A 15,025-nucleotide genomic window follows, 5' to 3' on the forward strand; every position below is an offset into this window, starting at 1 on the left:
TGCGGGCTCCACAATGAGGGGCAGGGAGTAAATTGACGCCCTGTCCAGGACTGGATATGTTGTCTTGCATGAAAAACACCTCTCCCAACGATACTCACCTGATCAGCCAGCTCGAACAGATCGCCGAAGGCTTGAGCAAGACCTTCAGCCCCTTCTGCGAAGTGGTGCTGCACGACTTGCGCGACCCCCGGCACTCGATCCTGGCCATCCACAACAACCTGTCCGGGCGTGCGCCCGGCGACCCGACCACCGAGCTGGGCCTGGCGCGGATTGCCGACCCCGACTACCCGCAAGTCATCGCCAACTACCAGAACCAGTTCAGCGACGGCCGCCAGGTCAAGAGCACCTCCATCGGCATCAAGGGCGCCGGCGGCGAGTACGTCGCGGCCTTGTGCATGAACGTCGACCTCTCGTTGTTCCGTGGCTTGCAAGGCATGCTCGAACAATTCGGCTCGGTCAGTGGCGACAAGCTCATCGAGTCCCTGGACCCTTCCGGCGCCGACGTGATCCGTGCGCGTATCGACCAGTTCGCCGCCCGCCTGGCCACCACCCCGCGTGCGCTGAAGACAGCCGATCGGCGTGTGCTGATGCAGGAACTCAAGGACTCGGGCTGCCTGGACATCCGCCGGGCGATGGAGACGGTGGCGTCCCATCTGGGCGTGTCGCGTGCGGCGGTCTACACCTACGCCAAGTAGCGCGCCACAGCCTCGATCTCGATCAGGTAACCGTGGTGCAACTCCGGCACCGGCACCACCGCGCGGGCAGGGCGGTGCTCGCCCAGCGCGGCGGCATAGAGGCCATCGAAGGCCGGCCAATGCTCGACGCCGGCTACGTACACGGTGACCTTCACCAGGTCCTGCGCTGTTCCGCCGGCGGCGTTGAGGATGGCCAATAGATTATCCAGGGCAATCCGCGCCTGTTCGGCAAACGGCGCCGTCAGGTTGTGCCGCCCATCCGGGCTCACCGGCAATTGCCCGGAGATGTACAGCGTGTCGCCGTGGTGGATGGCTTGCGAGTAATGGCCGGCGGGCTGGGCTGCATGAGCGGTCTGGATGATGTTCATGAGGCCTCGCACAGCAGGGCGGCGTACTTCTCGATATCGACGTTGCCACCGGTGACGATAATGCCCACGCGCTGGCCCTTGAAGCGTTCACCCTGGTTGAGCAACGCGGCCAACCCCAGGCAGCCGGTGGGCTCGACCACCATTTTCATGCGTTGCATAAAGAACTTCATGGCGCCGACCAACTCGGCATCCGACACGGTGAGGATGTCGTTGACCTGGTCGCGGATGATCGGGAAGGTGCAGTTGCCCAGGTGCTGGGTCTGCGCACCATCGGCAATGGTCGCCGGCGTGTCGATGTGCACGATGCTGCCACTGCGGAACGAGCGCTGGCCGTCATTGCCGGCTTCGGGTTCCACACCATACAACTGGCAATCCGGCGCCAGGGCACGGGTCGACAACGCCGTGCCCGAGAGCATGCCGCCACCACCCAGGCCAACGAACAATCCATCCAGCGGGCCGGTGAATTCCAGCAATTCCTTGGCGGCGGTGCCTTGCCCGGCGAGGATATGCGGGTGGTCGTAGGGCGGGATCAGCGTCAGGCCCTGCTCGGTGGCCAGGTCGTGGCCAATCTGTTCGCGGTCCTCGGTGAAGCGGTCATACATCACCACACTGGCGCCGTAGCCACGGGTCGCCGCGACCTTGGCCGCCGGCGCATCGCCGGGCATCACGATGGTTGCCGGCATGCCCAATAACTGCGCCGCCAGGGCAATGCCCTGGGCGTGGTTGCCAGACGAGAACGCCACCACCCCGGCCTTGTGCTGCTGTGCATCGAACTGCGACAGCGCATTGAACGCACCCCGGAACTTGAAGGAACCGGTGCGTTGCAGGTTTTCGCACTTGATGAACACTTGGGCGCCGGTCAGTGCGTCGAGGGTGCGTGAGGTGAGCACTGGGGTGTGATGGGCAACGCCATCCAGGCGTTGGGCGGCGGCGATGACGTCGTGGTAAGTCGGCAATGGCATGGGGCGAACCTCACTGGCTGATATGGATAAAATATCCATAACAAGACAAATAGTAAAGGTCGCTGAGTGCATGTTAGCGTTTTGCACTTCTCTGACCGCTGGAGGATTCAACATTGATCCGCCTCACCGACTATATCGCCGACTTTTCTCGATCTGCCCTGGCACCGTGGGCGGACCTCTCGCCCTGGGTTCTCGCCGCTCAGGCGCCTGCTGTCGTTCGCCAATTGTTGGCCGAGCTGCCGGCAGACCACTACGTCATCCAGGATGAGATCGCCATCCACCGTACCGCCACAGTCGAACCCGGCGCGCTGCTCAAGCCGCCCCTGATCATCGGCCCCCACTGCTTCATCGCCAGTGGTTCGCTGCTGCGTGGAGGGTGCTGGCTGGATGAACATTGCATCATCGGCCCGGGCGCTGAGTTGAAGACCTCGTTCATGTTCAGCGGCAGCAAGCTGGCGCACTTCAATTTCGTCGGTGATTCGGTGCTGGGGCACGGCATCAACCTGGAGGCGGGGAGCATCGTCGCCAACTACCGTAACGAGCGTGATGACAAGGAGGTGCGAGTGCGGGTCGACGGTACCTTGCAGCGCACCGGTTGCGACAAGTTTGGCGCGCTGCTCGGCGACCAGTGCCGTATCGGCGCCAATGCGGTGTTGGCGCCGGGGGCGGTGCTCAAGCCTGCCAGCGTGGTGGGACGCGGGCAGGTGTTTGATGCTGAAGCCTCCCTATAAACACCGCGTTGAAAAGATCATGGTCAGTCGGCACGATATTAAATAGAATGAATCTCATTTGAGACTCACTCGCGCCGCGCAGGTCGCTTGCCATGAATGATGCTGTTGTTCCGACCCACGCCCCCGAACTGACCTTGTCGAGCCTGTACCGCGACCACCGCAGTTGGCTAGAAAGCTGGCTGCGCCGGCGCCTGGGCAACGCCTGGGATGCGGCCGACCTGAGCCAGGATACGTTCCTGCGCGTACTTGCCAGCGCCCAGCCGATTGCGCAGATGCAGGAGCCGCGTGCTTATCTGGTGACCGTCGGCAAACGCCTGCTGGTGAATTTCCATCAGCGGCGCAGCCTTGAACAGGCCTATCTGAATGCGTTGGCGAGTCTCCCGGAGACCTGTGTGCCATCGCCCGAGCAGCGCTGGCTGGTCCTGGAGACCCTGCAAGCCCTGGACGAGTTGCTCGATGGCTTGCCGGTGCTGGTCCGCCGCGCCTTTCTGTGGAGCCAGCTCGAAGGCCTGGGCTATCGGGACATCGCCGAGCGGCTTGAGGTGTCTGAACGCACGGTCAAACGCTACATGGCCCAGGCCTACGAGCATTGCCTGCTGGTGGACCTGTGAGCCGTGACGTTGCGCGTGCCGCTGCCCAGTGGTTGGCGCTGCTCGAATCCGGCGCGGCCACCGAGCGTGACCACGCCGCGTTGCAGCACTGGCGAGACAGCCACCCCCAGCACGAGCAGACCTGGCAAAAAGCCCAGACCCTGCGCCAGCGTTTCAGCGACTTGCCCCAGGCCCTGGCGATGGCCAGCCTCGACCGTCCGCAACCGGGGCGGCGCGCGGTGCTCAAGCGTGCATTGGGTATCGCGGCCTTGGTGCCGACGGCCTGGCTGGTCAGCCGTCAGTTGCCCATCGAGGCCTGGCGCGCCGACCTGCACACCGCCACCGGCGAGCGCAAGCGCATGTCCTTGGCCGATGGTGGCAGCTTGCAGCTCAATACGGCGACAGCGGTGGACATGGACCTTGCACAGCGGCGCATCACGCTGGTGGACGGTGAGCTGGCGCTGAATGTACCCGGGGCGGCGGCGATGACGGTGCAGACCCGCTATGGCGAATTGCGGGTCAGCCAGGCCGAGGTGTGTGTCCGGCGGCTGGCCACGGGTTGTCTGGTGTCGGTGCTCAAGGGCTCGGTCCAGGTACGCGACCTGAACGGGCAAATGGCGACGTTGCCGGGTGGTCAGCAAGCCTCGCTGCAAGCCGGCGGGCTCGGCGCCTGGGTCCCGTTCGATGCGTTGCAACTGGGTTGGCGCGACGGCGTGCTGACCGCACAGAACCAGGCGCTGGGCGACTTTTTGCGCGAGCTGGAACGTTATCGTCCCGGTGTGTTGCGCTGGGATCCGCGCCTGGAAACGTTGCGAGTGACCGGCAGTTTTCGCCTGGACGACACCGACCGCATCCTTAACCTGCTGGCCCAGACCCTGGGGCTGGAACTGCACGCACGCACACGCTATTGGGTCACCCTGACACCGCGCAAATCGCTCACTTGATGCGGGTGCAATAATCCTTATATGTCCTAATGGAATAAATAAAGAGTTATATATTCCTTTTAATGTTTTGGTCGATGGCGCATTTTGAGGGCCTGCGCATTCGTGCGGATTGACCCAACAGCCAAAAGGAAAGCCGACATGACCATTAAAGCGATCAACGTGCGCAACCAGTTCAAGGGCGTGATCAAGGAAATTTTGCTGGGGGAAGTGGTGTCGGAAATCGACGTGCAGACCGCGTCCGGCATTGTGACTTCGGTGATCACCACCCGTTCGGTGCGTGACCTCGAATTGAAAGTGGGCAGTGAAGTGATTGCCTTTGTGAAGTCCACCGAAGTGTCCATCGCCAAGTTGTAAATGACTGCCCCCGCACTCAGGCGGGGGCAGTCATGACTCAAGCGATCTTCGGTCCACTGCCACCCGGTGGATGGGGCTGCGGCCTCTCCGGCGGTGCATCCGTCGGCAGGCTCGTGGGTTTCTCGTTCGGGTCCTTATAGCCCTTGTGCAAGCCCCCATCCAGCCGATTGCTCGACGAGCCACCTTTCTGCGGGGTCTCGTCGAAGTGCTCCCATTCCGATTGCTGGAAACGGAAGATGCTGTCGTCGGTCGGCGCGTCACGGCCACCGTAATGGTGGATTTCGTAGTGGGCGTATTCGACCTTGTCGGCCCAGTTGTCCTGCAACAGACCGTCGCCTGCCAAGTCGCGGTACCAGTCGTTTTCCTTCTCGGTGGCCTTCTGCTTTTTGTTGTGGTCGACAAAGTAGCCAATGATCCCGCCCACCACGGCCAGCACCACGCCCACCAGGAACAGTGGCCCGGTCAATGCGGCCGCCGTGCCTGCACCAAACAACGCGGCTGCGCCGAGTACACCGGCCGATGCGCCGAACGCACCGCCGGCCACCTGCAGGCCACCGGCCGCCTGGGCCAAGGGGTCCTTGTCCTTCACGCCGCTCTTGATCGCCAATGCACCCAGTACGATGTCGGCAAAACCGCCGGCAATGTCCGTGGCCGGGCCTAGCACCTTGATCACAGAGCCGGCGATCTTCGCCGATTTGGACGCACCCAGCTTGGCCGCACCCGCAGCGGCCAGGCCGTCATCCAGATGGGTGGCCAGGCCTTCGGTGGCTTCGGTGACCGCCTTGTCGCCCTCGCCGAACAGCTTGGCGATGCCGTCGTATTGGCTGTCCGGCACCGCATCAAGGGCGGTGGCGATCTTGGCTTTGACATCCGAGGGCAGTTCGCTGACGCGGAACTCGAAGTTCGGCTCCTGCATGCCGGTCTTGCCCCAGATCTCCGGCAGGGTCTTGTCCAGCCCGAGGAAATCCACCAGGCCACCTTTGCCCAGGCTTTCACCGATCTTGTCACCCAGGCGCACGAAGTGGCTGGAGCCGCCGGCAAAACTCAGGAAGTCCTTGGCGATGGTCATGCGTTGCGCCGGAGTTTCGCCCAGCTTGCCGCCTTTGCCCACCAGCTGGTAAATCCCGGAAAACAGGCTCACACCGGCGCCCAGGGAACCGAGAATGCCCTTGCTGTTGAGGGTGTTGAACACCTCGCCGAGCATGCCGCGATCGGCCACCGGGATGTAGGGTTTGCTCAGGGCGGTTTTCAGGTCGGCTTCGCTGATCACGCCGTTTTTCTGATACACGGCGCCCAGCTCTTCCAGGGCCTTGGTGACGGCGGCGGATTTTTCCTTGCCTTGCAGGCCTTCGTTGAGGAATTTCTCCAGGGTTTCCTGGGTGCGGCGCGGCAAGTCCAGCACGTTGCCCTTGAGCACGCCTTTAAGCAGGCCGAACAGGTCCTTGGTCGCCAGTTCCTTGTTCTCGTCGGAGATCTTGCTCGGGTCCGACAGGATCGCATTGAGGTCGGTGGTCAGGCCGTCAGCCTGGATGTTCTGCGCGGCTTTGCTCGCGGCCGCCGGGTCGAACAGCGACAGCGACGTCAGGGTATCGCTGAGGTCTTTCTGCGCCTCATAGGTCTTGCCCTGGCTCTGCAGGTCCTTGAGGTACAGCACGTAGTCCGGGTTGGAGGTGAGGTCGAGCAGTTTCTGTTTGATCTCGTCCTTGTTCGGCAGTTTGTTGATGGCCTCGTCCATCTTCGACTTGTAGTCGGCCTGCACGGTGGGGTCGTTAAACAGTTCACCGATCTGCTTTTGCACGGCTTTGCCGTCGACGATGTCGTGCATATCGGCCGAGGTCAGTTGGGTCTGCTTGTCATCGAACTCGCGCCAGGTGGTGTTGAACGGGCGCTTGGCTTCTTCGTAGCCAGTGATGCCATGGCCGTTCTGGTACGCGGCTTGCGCTTCGAGGGCACGAACCAGCTTGGCGCGGGGATCGTCCTTGGCAATCGAGCCATTCTTCACGCCTTCGCGGTAAGTGTCGATCAGTTGCGTGGTGGCCAGTTCGCTGACGCTGAGGGTCGGCGACTTGTCGTCCTTTTCATCGGCGTGCACGCCGGTGTCCATATTCAGCACATCCAGCTCACCGGACTTGGGCAGGTTGTGCTTGGCACGTGTGTCGTCCACCGAGCTGGCGCTCCAGGCTTCCCACTTGGCGGCCACGTCGTCGTAGAGCTGCGGGCTGAGTTCCTTGGAGACGATCACCTTGCCTTCGCTGGTTTCGTAGCGGATCAGGCCGTCGCCCAGTTCATCCGGGGAGCCGAAGGTGATGTCGGTGTTTTTCAGGAAGTCATTCGGCCCGGCCAATTTATAGCCTTCGCCTTCGCTGGTGTGGATCTTGGCCCAGGTGTCATTGGCGGTGGCGACGCTCTTGAACAGCTCGGGGCTGACGTCGGAGGACACCACCACCTTGGTGCCGTCATGCAGCTCGTAGGTGAGGATGTGGTCTTTCTGGTCGTTGTTCCAATTGAAGTTCTTGTAGTCGTTCAGGCCCGGCACCGGGGTGTTGGCATCGGCCAGTATTGCGCCGTTATTCAGTCCAGCTTCCACCACGGCTTTTTTACCAGGGTCGGTGTAGACCGTGTGCAGGCCGGCCAGGTAGTCGAACAGCTTGGGGTTATCGTCGCGGGCCACCACCATTTTCTGGCCATTGCTTTCAAAGCGGATCAGGCCCGGGCCGACTTCATCCACAGGGCCCACCGTGGTACCGGCATAGGGCGGCCACACTTCATTGTCGCTGGCGCGCTTGTAGCCGGCGTCTTCACTGGTGGCGAGTCCGGTGAAACTGGCGTAGGCGTCCTTGGCTTTCTGGAAGGCTTCAGGGTTGTCGCGCTGGCTGACGACGACCTTGGTGCCGTCCTGGGTCTCATAGCGGATCACGCCCGGGCCGGTTTCATCCGGTGGGCCGAGGGATTTGTAATCGGCGAGTTTGCCTGGGGCAGTGCCGTCGGCACCGAGGCTCTGGTAGCCGGCATTCTGGCTGGCGACCACGCCGGAGAGGGACTTGAAGTCCTGGCTCACCTGCTTGAACAGCTCGGGGCTGTCCTGTTCGCTGACAATGACTTTCTTGCCGTCCTGGGTTTCATAACGGATCAACCCAGGGCCGACTTCATCGGGCGGGCCGATGGCCTTGTAGTCGGCCAATGCCTTGGGCGGCGTGGCATCCTTGGCGGCGAGTTCGTAGCCGTCTTTTTTACTTGCATCCAGCCCCGATGGCGTCTTGTCCTGGGCCTCAACCTTTTTGTTATTGGCGCTTTGCTTGAGCAGCACATGGAACTGCGCGCCGGATTTGGGCGGCGTGCGGGGAAAGGCTTTGGGGTCGGACGAGCGATCGAGGGGCTGGGTCGTCATGCCATGGAACTCCTACTGTTACCGGTGGGACGTATCGGCAAAAACAGTAACAGCAGGGGTTCGGCACGCGTTGCGAAAAGTTGTGAATTAGACCTGGTGGTGGCGCAGGGCGCGCTCCATACGCTGCAAGCCTTCTTCCAGCATCGCCCGTGGGCAGCCGAAGTTCAGGCGCACGAATTGCTGGCTGTCATCACCGAATTCGATGCCGGCGCTCAAGCCGACCTTGGCCTGTTCCAGGAAGAACTGCTGTGGGTCATCCAGGCCCAAAGCGCTGCAATCCAGCCAGGCCAGGTAGGTGCCTTGTGGCGCATGCATGACCACGCCGGGCAGGCGGGTCTGCACGGCGTTGAGCAGGTAGTCGCGGTTGGCTTGCAGGTACTGCACCAAGGCCTCGAGCCAGTCGGCGCATTCGCTGTAGGCGGCGCGAGTGGCCTCCAGGCCCAGGGGGCTGACGCTGTCGACCATGCCGCAACGGGCGTGGTTGAAGCGTTCGCGGATCTCGGCGTTCTGCACCACGGCGAAGCAAGTCTTGAGGCCGGCGACGTTATACGCCTTGCTCGCCGACATCAGCGTGATGGTGCGCTGGGCGATCTCGGGGCTGAGGCTGGCGGTGGGGATATGGCGGCGACCGTCGAAGCACAGCTCGGCGTGGATTTCGTCGGAGATGATCAACGCGCCGTGTTCCATGCAGACGTTGGCCACGGCCAGCAGTTCTTCGCGGGGGAAGACTTTGCCCATGGGGTTGTGCGGGTTGCTCAACAATAGCGCGCCGGCGCCGGTGAGCGCCTGGCGCATCGCTGGCAGTGGCGTGAGGTATTCGCCGTTGACCAACTCGAACGGCACTTCGATGCGCGGCAGGTTCCAATGCCCCGGCGCCAGGCGGATCGGCCGGTAGTTGGGGGTTTGCAGCACCACCGGCTGACCCGGCTCTACAAATGCATGCAGCGCCATATTGAAACCCGGCTCCACACCCGGCAAAAACAGCAGCTCATCCGGCTGCACGCGCCAGGCGTACTTGGCCCACAGGTCGGCGATGATCGCCTCGCGCACATCCGGACCGGCGACGCTGTAGCCCAGCACCTGTTGGTCGAGGCGTGCGTGCAGGGCCTTCAGCACGGCGGGCGGGGCGGCGATGTCCATGTCGGCGATCCACATCGGCAGAACGTCTTGCGGGTAGCGGTTCCACTTGGTACTGCCGGTGCCGAGGCGGGAGTGGATCGTGTCGAAATCAAAGCTCATGGGGTGGCTCGTATCAGGGCGTCAGGCGCAGGAATGGCGCTGATTCTAGCGCCATAATTTTTATAGGCCAGAGCTGATTGCGAGCGACAGTTGCCGATGCGCCTGTTCCAGCGCGCGATTGACCGCTTCTTCACCGCGCACCATGGCCGGCAGGTACACGAAATCCACCGACGCAATGCCCACGGTCGCCAGGATGGCGGTCATGTACGGCGTGAGGAAGTCCGGCTCATGCCCCTTGCGGGCGTTACCGGAACTGACCAGCACAAAGGTGCGCCGGTCCTCCAGCAAGCCGACCTTGGCGAATTGCGCATTCACCGTAAAGCTGCGCTGGATGCGTACCACATGGTCGATCCAGGCCTTGAGCGCCGCCGGCACGGTGAAATTGTGCACCGGGGTGCACAGGATCAGCAGGTCGCAGGCTTCCAGTTCCACGATCAACTGTTCCGAGAGCGCCGTGGCACTGCCGCTCAGGCCCCCGGGTGTGGTGAGTGCGTTGGCATATTCACGGGTCAGCGGCGGCAGTGCCTGGCCACCGTAGTCACGCTCGGTCACCGCGGCGTGCGGCACCAGGTCGCGCAGCAGGGCACGGGCCAGTTTGAAGGTCTGCGCGGCTTTGCCGTGGGGGCTGAAACCGAGGAGCAGGGCACGGGTCATTGGCTGAGGTCCTGGGAGAAGTGCATGCCCAGGGGCAGCAGGCCCTGGCGGAAATAGAAGCGCTGGGCCAGGGCCATGTGCATGCCGGTGTCCAGCACCAGCCAGCGATAGCCACGGGCGCGGGTTTCTTCACGCACGCGGTCGAGCAGTTGCTCACCGAGACGGCGCCGCTGCAATGTGGCGTCTACCACCAGGTCATCCACGTAGATGAAGCGGCCGTACAGGGTGTTTTCGGTCAGCCGGTAGCCGGCCAGGCCGATCACCTGGCCGTTCTCCCGTGCGGCAAGCAGGCGATAGCCGTTCTGCCGTTGGCGCTGGACTTGCTCGGCGAATGCCGTGGCGTCGCTGAGGTGTGGGCGCAGTTGCTGCATCACCGCAAAGCTGGCGAGGCAATCGGCCTCGGTTTCCATCTGGACGAATTCGACGTGTTCATTCATGGCTGTGGTTCACCAGGTGGGCCTTGACCGCCGCCGGTACTTTGCGAAAGCTGATGGCGACACGATTAAGGGCGTTCATCAAGCTGATGGCCAAGGTCAGGTCGGCGACTTCCTTGTCGCTGAACACCGCCGCGACCTGCGCGTAGTCCGCATCCGGCACCTGGGTTTGCGCAACCGGCGTGACCACTTCGGCCCAGGCCAGGGCGGCCTGCTCACGTGGGGTGTACAGCGGCAGTCCCTCGCGCCAGGCGGCCAGCAGCATGATCTTTTCCAGGCTCACGCCCAGCTTGAGCAGGTCGCGGGAGTGGCTGTCCAGGCAATAGGCGCAGCCGTTGAGTTGCGAGACCCGCAGGTACACCAGGTCGATCAGTTCTTTTTCCAGGCCGCAACCGTGGATATAGCTGTGCACCGAACCCAGGGCTTTATAACCGGCGGGGGCGGCCAGGGCGTAGTCGAGACGATGTTTCATGGGCGATCCTTGTGGCGGTGAAAAGATGCGCCATTTTCGTGGCTGGCCGGATGGGCTGACAGGGGCATGATTGGACAAGTCGGTTGGGACATGCTCAGACTTCGCCCTGTCTTCCCGCCGAGCCACTTGCGATGTCGTCACTGCCCAAATACCAGGAAATCTACCGGCGTTTTCGCCAGGCCATCGACCAGGGCCAGTTGCGCTCCGGCGAGCGCGTGCCCTCGGTGCGGGCGCTGGCCCAGGAACTCAAGGTGGCGCGGGGTACGGTGGAGGCGGCGTATCAACTGTTGGTCAGCGAAGGGTTCTTCGAAGCGCGTGGGCAGGCCGGGACTGTGATTGCCGAGGCGTTGCCGCAGGTCTCGGTGAAACCCATGCCGGTTGCGCTGCCGGTGACGTCAGGCCCGCGGCCCTTGCAAATGGGCCTGCCTGCCCTGGATGCGTTCCCCCGCAAACTGTGGGCACGGCTGGTCACCCAGCAAGTACGCCGCACCGATGCGGACAGCCTGGCGATGGGCGATGTGCGCGGCACCCAGGCGCTGCGCGTGGCGATTGCCAGCTACCTGGCGTTGTATCGCGGCGTGGAGTGCGCGCCGCAGCAGGTGTTTGTGTGTGCCGGGTATGCGGGCGGCCTCACCCTGGTCTGCGAAGCGCTGGCGATGGCGGGGCAGCGCTGCTGGTTTGAAGACCCCGGGTACTTGCATGCGCGGCAGTTGTTGAGGCATCGCGGTGTGGAGTTGGTGCCGGTGCCGGTGGATCGTGATGGGCTGGATGTGGCGCAGGGCATTGCACGGGGGCGGGAGGCGCGACTGGCGATCGTCACCCCGGCGCACCAGAGCCCCTTGGGTGTGGCGCTGAGCCCTGCGCGGCGGCAGGCCTTGCTGGAATGGGCGCGGGAGCAGGGCAGCTGGGTGGTGGAGGATGACTATGACAGTGAATTCCGCTATCGCGGCCAGCCGTTGGCGGCGCTCAAGAGCCAGGATGGGGATGATCGGGTGATCTACGCAGGGAGCTTCAGCAAGATGCTGTTTCCAGGGTTACGCTTGGGGTATCTGGTGGTGCCTGTGTCGTTGGTGTCGGCGTTTGCTGGGGCGGCCGAGGCATTGCAGCAGCGTGGGGCGCAGTTGTTGCAGTTGACGGCGGCGGATTTTCTGGAGCAGGGGCATTTCACGCGGCATTTGAAGAAGATGCGCCAGTTGTATGCGCAGCGCAGGGGGTATCTGGTGGAGGCGCTGCGCGTGCATTGCGCGGGGTATCTGCGGGTGGATGAGCAGGCGGGGGGGATCAATTTGCTGGCGCGGTTGGTGGTGGATGTGCCGGACCTTGTCGTGGCTGAGGCTGCCGGTGGGGCGGGGTTGGCGGTGCAGGCGTTGTCTTCCTGGACGCTTGAGGCTGGGCGGGGGCAGGGGGTGTTGATGGGGTTTACCAATGTGGCTTCTATGTCGGATGCGGTGGGGATTGCGGTGGTTTTGCGTGATGTGATTGGGGGGTGTGTATCCGTTATTTAGGTCACGGCGACTATTGGTTCCGCCCTTACGGCCAGCTCTTTCAAGGTCTTTAGGTAGAACAGGCGATAAGTACCCTGTGGTGAGCGGGCTTGTCCCGCGTTGGGCTGCGAAGCAGCCCTGAAACTCGCGTCTGAAGAGTGCCTGACTCACCGCATTGCTTCTTCCAGGGTCGCTTCGCAACCCAACGCGGGGCAAGCCCGCTCGCCACGGGTGCAGTGTTCGGGTTTGCGCTGGCCGGTCAGTGCTTGACCGGCGTCGGCAGGGTCACGAGGTTGACGTAGCCATCCCAGAATTGCTTCTGGTCCACGCCGAACACCACCTTGGCCTTCTGCGTGCCCGCCGGGGCGCCTTTCTGATAACCCAGTGCGCGGCCGTAGTCGGCGCCGAAGGTGGCGTCCACATCCACCCACAGGTCGCGGGATTCGGTGACGATCCCGGGGTTGACCAGGTACAGCGCCGGCAGGCTGTCCCAGGTGAAGCTGTGGTAGCTAGGGTCCTTGTCGAACAGCGGGCCGAACTCATGCTTGTACAGGTCGGCAATCGCGCCTTTGCCGGCGATCACGCGCTGGTACACCGTCTTGTCGAAGGTGACTTTCTCGCACACATCGTTGGGGAAAATCACGTGCTCGATGGGCGAGCGCAATACGATCCTTGCTGCCTCCGGGTCGAACCACCAGTTGAACTCCGCCGCCGGCGTGGTGTTGCCCGGAATCTCCAGGGCGCCACCCATGTACACGATGCGCTTGATCAGCGGCACGATGTCCGGTGCCGAGCGAATTGCCAGGGCGACGTTGGTCAGCGGGCCGACGGCGAGGATCGTCACCTGGTGTGGATTGGCGCGCACGCTGTCGACGATGAACTGCGCGGCGGTTTCTTTGCGCAGTTGGGTGTGAGTGGCCAGGCCATCCGGTGGTGCGACTAATTGCGAAGGAGACGTCGGCCGAGGGTGTTTGAACGCCCCCGGCCAACCGGCACCGAACAGCGCCTTTTCCGCCTCGTAAGTGGCGTAGTCATGCAGCAGCGGGTAGGCGGCGCCGGAGTAGACGCCGACCTCTTTCTCCACGCCCATGCGTTCCACGGCCTTGAGGGCGTCGACCTGTTCCTGGTCCACCCAGGCATTGCCGCTGACCAGGGTCATGCCCAGCAGCTCGATGCGTTTTTGCGCATGCAGCTGGGCGAGCATGATGAAGGCTTGGCCGTCATCGTTGAGCACATTGAAGTCGGTGTCGAAGATGACCTTTTCCGCCGCCTGAGCGGTGCCGGCACACAGGCCGACCGCGACAAGCAACGCACAGCGTTTCAAGAAGCCTTGCATGGTGATTCATCCGAAAAAAATGGTGTTATCAGCGGTTGACCAGTTTCGCCGGCAAGGCGATGACCAGGAAGCTGCTGAGAATCAGGCAGCCGGCGAAAAACCACAAGGCGCCGGCGCTGCTGCCTGTGACGTCGATCGCAACGCCCATCAGCGAGTTGCTCACCAGGCCGGCGATATTCGCCACCGAACAGGCCAGGGCAAAGCCGGTGGCCGCCGCGGTGCCTTTGAGGAAGGTCGCCGGCAGGCTGAAAAATACCGGCACCGCACCGATGATCGCCGCCGAGGCAATCGCGAACAGCGCCACGGTGGCCGCTACGTTATGGGTGAAGAACGTGCTGGTGGCCATCGCCGCCGCGCCGATGAAAAACGGCACGATGATGTGCCAGCGGCGTTCGCGGTGTTTGTCGGAGCTGGCGCCGATCAACAGCATGCCGAGCAGGGCGGCGACGCTCGGCAAGGCGGTGAGCACACCGATATGGAAGGTGTCGGTGACCCCGGCGTTGCGGATGAAGGTCGGCATCCAGAAACCCATGGCATAGGCGCTGAGCAGGATCGAGAAGTCGATACCGCCGAGCATCCACACCTTGAGGTTGAAGAACCCGTCGCGAAAGCTGTGCTTGCTGGCGGCGCCGTCGGCGTCGTCCTTGCGCAGCTCGGTTTCCAGCAGGGTCTTTTCCTCGTCCGACAGCCATTTGGCTTGCTGGTAGGTGTTGGGTAGCGCCCAGAAGGTCAGCACGCCGAGCAATACGCTGGGCACTGCCTCGATCAGGAACAGCCACTGCCAGCCGCGCAGGCCGCCCATGTGGTCGAAGTGGCCCATGATCCAGCCGGACAGCGGGCCGCCGATCACGCTGGACAGCGGCAGGCCGATCATGAACAGCGCAATGATGCGCCCGCGCCGGTGGGTGGGGAACCAGGTGGTCAGGTAGTACAGCACGCCTGGCAGAAAGCCCGCTTCGGCCGCGCCGAGCAGAAAGCGCAGGATGTAGAACTGGGTGGTGGAGGTGACCAGCATGGTGCAGGCCGAGAGCAGGCCCCAGGTGATCATGATGCGCGCGATCCAGATCTTCGCGCCGACCCGTTCCAGCACCAGGTTGCTCGGCACTTCAAAGAGGATGTAGCCGACAAAGAACAGGCCGGCGCCGAGGCCGAACGCGGTTTCGCTGAACTGCAACTGGTCGAGCATCTGCAACTTGGCGAAGCCGATGTTGATGCGGTCCAGGTAGGCGGCCAGATAACAGAAGCACAGGAACGGAATCAGCTTCCAGGTGATCTTGTGGTAGAGCGTGTTGACGGGATCGGCGACAGAGGTCGCGGGCGCTGCATTCGCAATGGGCATTGGGTGTCTCCTGGCGGTGACTTATGGTTTTTATA

General features: G+C 63.0%; 15 protein-coding genes. 6 read left to right on the top strand and 9 right to left on the bottom strand.

Going from position 1 to position 15,025, the window contains the following annotated elements:
• Positions 1-68: 68 nt before the first annotated feature.
• A complete protein-coding gene (locus tag ACZ445_RS13625) occupies positions 69-695 on the top strand; it encodes a helix-turn-helix transcriptional regulator (protein WP_058426907.1) in 627 nt (208 codons plus the stop codon).
• On the opposite strand, the gene ACZ445_RS13630 is transcribed toward ACZ445_RS13625, so the two are convergent.
• Together ACZ445_RS13630 and ACZ445_RS13635 are read right to left on the bottom strand one after the other, a co-directional pair.
• Positions 683-1,063, bottom strand: a complete 381-nt coding sequence (locus ACZ445_RS13630; RefSeq protein ID WP_464708454.1) for a RidA family protein — start codon at positions 1,061-1,063, stop codon at positions 683-685. The two genes, ACZ445_RS13625 and ACZ445_RS13630, sit on opposite strands and share 13 nt — an antisense overlap.
• The gene (locus tag ACZ445_RS13635) at positions 1,060-2,025 is read right to left on the bottom strand and encodes a threo-3-hydroxy-L-aspartate ammonia-lyase (protein WP_058426909.1); all 966 of its coding nucleotides are present in this window, start codon (positions 2,023-2,025) and stop codon (positions 1,060-1,062) included. Before ACZ445_RS13635 ends, ACZ445_RS13630 begins: the two co-directional genes overlap by 4 nt.
• Before the next feature lie 113 nt (positions 2,026-2,138).
• Here ACZ445_RS13635 and ACZ445_RS13640 point away from each other — a divergent pair, with 113 nt between their 5' ends.
• From ACZ445_RS13640 to ACZ445_RS13655, 4 genes are all read left to right on the top strand, one after another.
• Positions 2,139-2,756: an LbetaH domain-containing protein gene (locus ACZ445_RS13640; RefSeq protein WP_464708455.1), complete on the top strand. Its 618-nt coding sequence runs from the start codon at positions 2,139-2,141 to the stop codon at positions 2,754-2,756.
• 92 nt (positions 2,757-2,848) lie between these two features.
• A complete protein-coding gene (locus ACZ445_RS13645; protein WP_092250260.1) occupies positions 2,849-3,367 on the top strand; it encodes a sigma-70 family RNA polymerase sigma factor in 519 nt (172 codons plus the stop codon).
• Positions 3,364-4,290, top strand: a complete 927-nt coding sequence (locus tag ACZ445_RS13650; RefSeq protein ID WP_179029620.1) for a FecR domain-containing protein — start codon at positions 3,364-3,366, stop codon at positions 4,288-4,290. Before ACZ445_RS13645 ends, ACZ445_RS13650 begins: the two co-directional genes overlap by 4 nt.
• Positions 4,291-4,428: 138 nt before the next feature.
• Complete coding sequence (locus ACZ445_RS13655; RefSeq protein ID WP_003173733.1) at positions 4,429-4,644, top strand: TOBE domain-containing protein; 216 nt, start codon at positions 4,429-4,431, stop codon at positions 4,642-4,644.
• A gap of 37 nt (positions 4,645-4,681) precedes the next feature.
• Here the strand turns inward: ACZ445_RS13655 and ACZ445_RS13660 are convergent, their stop codons facing one another.
• The 5 genes from ACZ445_RS13660 to ACZ445_RS13680 form a co-directional block, all read right to left on the bottom strand.
• On the bottom strand, positions 4,682-8,032 hold the full coding sequence (locus ACZ445_RS13660) for a hypothetical protein (protein WP_179029621.1): 3,351 nt from the start codon (positions 8,030-8,032) through the stop codon (positions 4,682-4,684).
• 87 nt (positions 8,033-8,119) lie between these two features.
• Positions 8,120-9,271 (bottom strand): MalY/PatB family protein, encoded by a 1,152-nt coding sequence (locus ACZ445_RS13665; RefSeq protein ID WP_310863114.1) that lies wholly within the window; start codon positions 9,269-9,271, stop codon positions 8,120-8,122.
• 60 nt (positions 9,272-9,331) lie between these two features.
• Positions 9,332-9,925: an FMN-dependent NADH-azoreductase gene (locus ACZ445_RS13670; protein WP_179029622.1), complete on the bottom strand. Its 594-nt coding sequence runs from the start codon at positions 9,923-9,925 to the stop codon at positions 9,332-9,334.
• Positions 9,922-10,362: a GNAT family N-acetyltransferase gene (locus tag ACZ445_RS13675; protein WP_179029623.1), complete on the bottom strand. Its 441-nt coding sequence runs from the start codon at positions 10,360-10,362 to the stop codon at positions 9,922-9,924. The genes ACZ445_RS13670 and ACZ445_RS13675 overlap by 4 nt, the downstream gene beginning before the upstream one ends.
• Positions 10,355-10,831 carry a carboxymuconolactone decarboxylase family protein gene (locus ACZ445_RS13680; protein WP_179029624.1) on the bottom strand — a complete coding sequence of 159 codons (477 nt, stop codon included), beginning with the start codon at positions 10,829-10,831 and terminating at the stop codon, positions 10,355-10,357. Before ACZ445_RS13680 ends, ACZ445_RS13675 begins: the two co-directional genes overlap by 8 nt.
• A gap of 131 nt (positions 10,832-10,962) precedes the next feature.
• Here ACZ445_RS13680 and pdxR point away from each other — a divergent pair, with 131 nt between their 5' ends.
• Positions 10,963-12,336, top strand: a complete 1,374-nt coding sequence (pdxR, locus tag ACZ445_RS13685; protein WP_179040843.1) for a MocR-like pyridoxine biosynthesis transcription factor PdxR — start codon at positions 10,963-10,965, stop codon at positions 12,334-12,336.
• A 238-nt stretch (positions 12,337-12,574) separates the two neighbouring features.
• On the opposite strand, the gene ACZ445_RS13690 is transcribed toward pdxR, so the two are convergent.
• Both ACZ445_RS13690 and ACZ445_RS13695 read right to left on the bottom strand, forming a co-directional pair.
• On the bottom strand, positions 12,575-13,651 hold the full coding sequence (locus tag ACZ445_RS13690) for a nucleoside hydrolase (RefSeq protein ID WP_310863113.1): 1,077 nt from the start codon (positions 13,649-13,651) through the stop codon (positions 12,575-12,577).
• Between the two features lie 28 nt (positions 13,652-13,679).
• The gene (locus tag ACZ445_RS13695; RefSeq protein WP_464708457.1) at positions 13,680-14,990 is read right to left on the bottom strand and encodes an MFS transporter; all 1,311 of its coding nucleotides are present in this window, start codon (positions 14,988-14,990) and stop codon (positions 13,680-13,682) included.
• Between the last annotated feature and the right edge of the window lie 35 nt (positions 14,991-15,025).

It is taken from the genome of Pseudomonas allii, assembly GCF_055380095.1.